Raw genomic sequence first — 3,486 nt, forward strand, 5'->3', positions numbered from 1 at the left:
TTCGGTAGGTTGAAAGACTGGCGTCGCATCGCCACCCGCTACGACAGATGCCCGAAGGTCTTCCTCTCCGCCATCGCCCTCGCCGCAACCGTCATATTCTGGTTATGAATCCTGACCCTAGGCTCGCTCGGCCAGTCCCGCCTGTCGCAGAACCTCAACCAGCTCGCCCGTGCGTCCCATATCGGGGCGCTGCCCGTCTCACCTGAGGTCGAAACCGAACTTCGTCAGGCCTGCGCCGATGTGAAGGCCATGCGCGAAGAGTTGCTGCGCGCGCTCGGTAGCTTGGCGGATGGAGGTGAGCCATGATTCTGAAAGGCTCACAGCGCGGGAATGCCGCCAAGCTCGCCGCTCACCTGATGAACGCGCGCGACAACGAGCATGTCGAGTTGCACGAGTTGCGCGGCTTCATGAGCGAGGACGATCTGCATGGGGCGCTTAAAGAAGCCGAGGCCATCGCCAAGGGCACGCGTTGCCAGCAGCATCTCTTCTCACTCAGTCTCAATCCCCCTCAAGACACTCATGTAGATACGGCAACCTTCGAAGCCGCCGTCGAACTGGCAGAGCAAAAGCTCGGCCTGGACGGTCAGCCGCGCGCGGTCGTCTTCCATGAGAAAGAAGGGAGACGGCACGCCCATGCCGTCTGGAGCCGTATCGATACCGACACCATGACGGCCAAGCAGCTCTCCTTCACGAAGCGGCGGCTCATGGATTTGAGCCAAGAACTCTACCTCCAGCACGGCTGGGACATGCCGAAAGGCATGATCGACCGCGCGGCCAAAAACCCGCTCACTTTCACCCGCGCCGAATGGCAGCAAGCCCAGCGAGCCAAACAAGACCCTCAAATCATCAAAGCCATATTCAAGGACGCCTGGCAGTGCTCGGATTCAGCCGACGCGCTGAAAGCGGCGCTCGAACAACGGGGCTACTATCTGGCAAAAGGCGACCACCGGGGAGTCGTCGCCGTCGATTGCATGGGCGAAGCCTATGCACTCTCGCGCTGGTCGGGGGTGAAGGCCAAGGACGTAACCGCGCGCTTCAACGAAGCGGAGGTCCTGCCCTCGGTCGAAGAGCAGCGCCAGAAGATCGCCGGACTTGTTGCCGACAAGCTGCGCAGCCATGAGCAGCAGATCGAAGAAGGCCACAAGCGCCTGCGCCCGACACTGGAGCTAAGGCGCACCCAGATGGTGGAGCGCCACCGGATCGAGCGCACTGGCCTCGCCCAGCTCCAAAAGCAACGCGAAGCGAGGGAGGCGGCAGCACGCGCCGCACGCCTGCCGCAAAAGGGCTTCGGCAAACTCTGGAGCCGCCTCACTGGCAAATACTCTGATCTCAAGGCCCAGAATGAACATGATGCCTGGCAGGCCCTGCGCCGCGATCAAGCGGAACGGGACAAGGTAATTGCCAAGCAACTTGATGAGCGCCAGAGGCTGCAAGAGGCCATCAAGAAGCAGCGCGAAGAGCAGCTTCAAGAACTGATCTCTGTTCGTCAGCAACTCGCCAACTTCATGCTTATGAAGCAAGGCAAGAAGCCCTCGATCATGCCGAAACACGTCACGCCGGGATTGAGGCCGAATACCAGGTCACAAGAAAAAACCCGCGATGAACGAAAAGACCAAGGCCGCGAGCGCAGCCGCACGCGCGGCCCTGGACGTGATTTTGAACGATGAAATTGGAAAAGGAGAAACCCAATGCGACATATTTTAATGCTTGGCCTCGATGAGGCGCATGCCCGACAGCTTGATGAGCTGCGTGAGCATTTTCATCTGGCGGCGGACGATACCGTGCGCCTCGTCATCCGTCTGGCCCATGCGCGGCACAAGCAAAAACCCGATGTGCTGGTGCCTGAATTCAAGCCGCGCGCGAAGCGTGACGACTGGCTTGACGATGATGACCACATGCCTGAATAGCGCCGCCCAGCCTAGACGGCGCTACATTTCATAGCAGGTCGAAGAGATCGACTTGCTCGGGCGTGGCCTTGTCTTCCGATGGAAGAAAGGCACTGGCCGGACCGATCAGAACGCAATCTAGCTTGCCCCATTTCACGGCCATACCGTGATAGAAGCCCTCTGGCCGTCCACGGGCGGCGGCACTGAGGCGAGCATTTTCGTTGTAAGTGATCGGCGTGCCGCCAAAGAACCTGCGCTCTACGATGCGGTAAGCTTGCGCGGCGCGGTAGTTGCCTCTGGATATCCCGCCGACTGAAACCCATAGGGCATTCTGCCATTTGAAGGGAGAGCGGATGCGACCCTCCGCGATCTTGTCTGCGCTGTAGGAGGCACTGATGTCACCTTCTCCGATCTGACGGTCTCGCGTGTGGCACCATCTGCCGGACGAAAGACGGGCAGGATCAACGTAGAATTCCTGCAATTTGACGGGGGCGCTCATGAGCGCCCCGCTTCGTTATCGGCCTCGGGGGCTTCTTCCAGCGGCAGGCGCAGGACGATGCGGCCATTGATCGGACAGGTTTCAAGCTGGAGCGTGTAGCCGCGCCCGTCCTTGTGCTTCCATGCGGCTCCGACCTTGTTCCAGAAGGATTTCTCGCCTTTCTGGGTGACGTGCCAGGCCAGATAGTCCGGCGCGTTGAGGGGTAGTGTCTGGTTAGTGTTTTCGCGTGCCATGATCTTTATCTCCTTGTTTTTCGGGTTGGCTTGCTAACGCCCTCCCGTCAGGCCGGAGCGAAGGATCAGGCTTCATGTTCAACACGGATTTTTGGAGCGGGCAGAGCATTGAAGGCTGAGCCGCTTCGGCCAGGGAATTTGGGCAATCAGTTGCAAGCAAACGCGGGAGACGAAGAAGGCCGAACAGCACAGCCTAGAAAGCTGGCCAGCCAGACGACCAGCCGCGAGCCGGACCAACCGCCGCTCGCCACCTCATCACCGAGATAGAGCATCTGGAACAGGGCCGCGCCGCTCATGGTCATGCACGGGAACGCCCGCGCAAATGCTACTGCCAGACCTCGCCCGATAGGCCGCCCGTCCTGCCAGCGGTGCCGGAATTCACCGTCTCAAACCGATCTCGAAGCGCTTCATGCGCATCCACCTAATTGCAGGATCAAGTTCACCTCCCGAGCCATCAGGCCTTCCATGGGCCGATGATGTGCGTGGGGCCGAAAGGCCCTGAGTGGTTCGGGGCCTCCTTGAAGCAAAAGGAGGATACGATGAAACTCGTCTCACGTTTTGAAGCGGCATCCCGCAGCACGGCAGAACTGCACGGCCTACTGGCCGAGGCTTACAACGCCTTTGCGAGCGCCCCGCGCAGCAGCCAGGAGCGCCGCGACGCGCTGGCCTCGATGCGCAACATCGAAGATGAACTGGCGACACGCGCGCCAGGTCTGTAACCTCAAGCGGCTGGCCTCAGGCCAGCCGCTAGGCTCAGGACCCATTGATTTTAGCAGAAGTGCATGATTCACCGCGCGAAAACAGAGCGGTGATATGTCTGATCTCTTCTGGCTGAGCGATGCGCAGATGGCGCGTCTGGAGCCCTACT

Annotated in this window: 5 protein-coding genes and 1 pseudogene; 4 read left to right on the forward strand and 2 right to left on the reverse strand. The window is 60.2% G+C overall.

The window, feature by feature from the left end; all coding sequences use genetic code 11:
* The 3 genes and pseudogenes from E2L08_RS16665 to E2L08_RS16680 form a co-directional block, all read left to right on the forward strand.
* A pseudogene (locus E2L08_RS16665) lies at positions 1-108 on the forward strand (IS5/IS1182 family transposase); the annotation flags it as partial.
* Between the two features lie 194 nt (positions 109-302).
* Positions 303-1,667, forward strand: coding sequence for a relaxase/mobilization nuclease domain-containing protein (locus E2L08_RS16675; protein WP_133398209.1), 1,365 nt, complete (start codon positions 303-305; stop codon positions 1,665-1,667).
* A 21-nt stretch (positions 1,668-1,688) separates the two neighbouring features.
* On the forward strand, positions 1,689-1,907 hold the full coding sequence (locus tag E2L08_RS16680; RefSeq protein WP_133398210.1) for a hypothetical protein: 219 nt from the start codon (positions 1,689-1,691) through the stop codon (positions 1,905-1,907).
* Between the two features lie 28 nt (positions 1,908-1,935).
* Here E2L08_RS16680 and E2L08_RS16685 read toward each other — a convergent pair whose 3' ends face one another.
* Together E2L08_RS16685 and E2L08_RS16690 are read right to left on the reverse strand one after the other, a co-directional pair.
* Entirely contained in the window at positions 1,936-2,385 is a 450-nt protein-coding gene (locus E2L08_RS16685) for a hypothetical protein (protein WP_133398211.1), read from the reverse strand.
* Entirely contained in the window at positions 2,382-2,618 is a 237-nt protein-coding gene (locus E2L08_RS16690) for a hypothetical protein (RefSeq protein ID WP_133398212.1), read from the reverse strand. The genes E2L08_RS16685 and E2L08_RS16690 overlap by 4 nt, the downstream gene beginning before the upstream one ends.
* Positions 2,619-3,157: 539 nt before the next feature.
* Here E2L08_RS16690 and E2L08_RS16695 point away from each other — a divergent pair.
* Complete coding sequence (locus E2L08_RS16695) at positions 3,158-3,337, forward strand: hypothetical protein (RefSeq protein ID WP_133398213.1); 180 nt, start codon at positions 3,158-3,160, stop codon at positions 3,335-3,337.
* Positions 3,338-3,486 lie beyond the last annotated feature (149 nt).

Source organism: Palleronia sediminis, from assembly GCF_004358695.1.
In the GTDB taxonomy this organism is placed as follows: Bacteria; Pseudomonadota; Alphaproteobacteria; order Rhodobacterales; family Rhodobacteraceae; genus Palleronia; species Palleronia sediminis.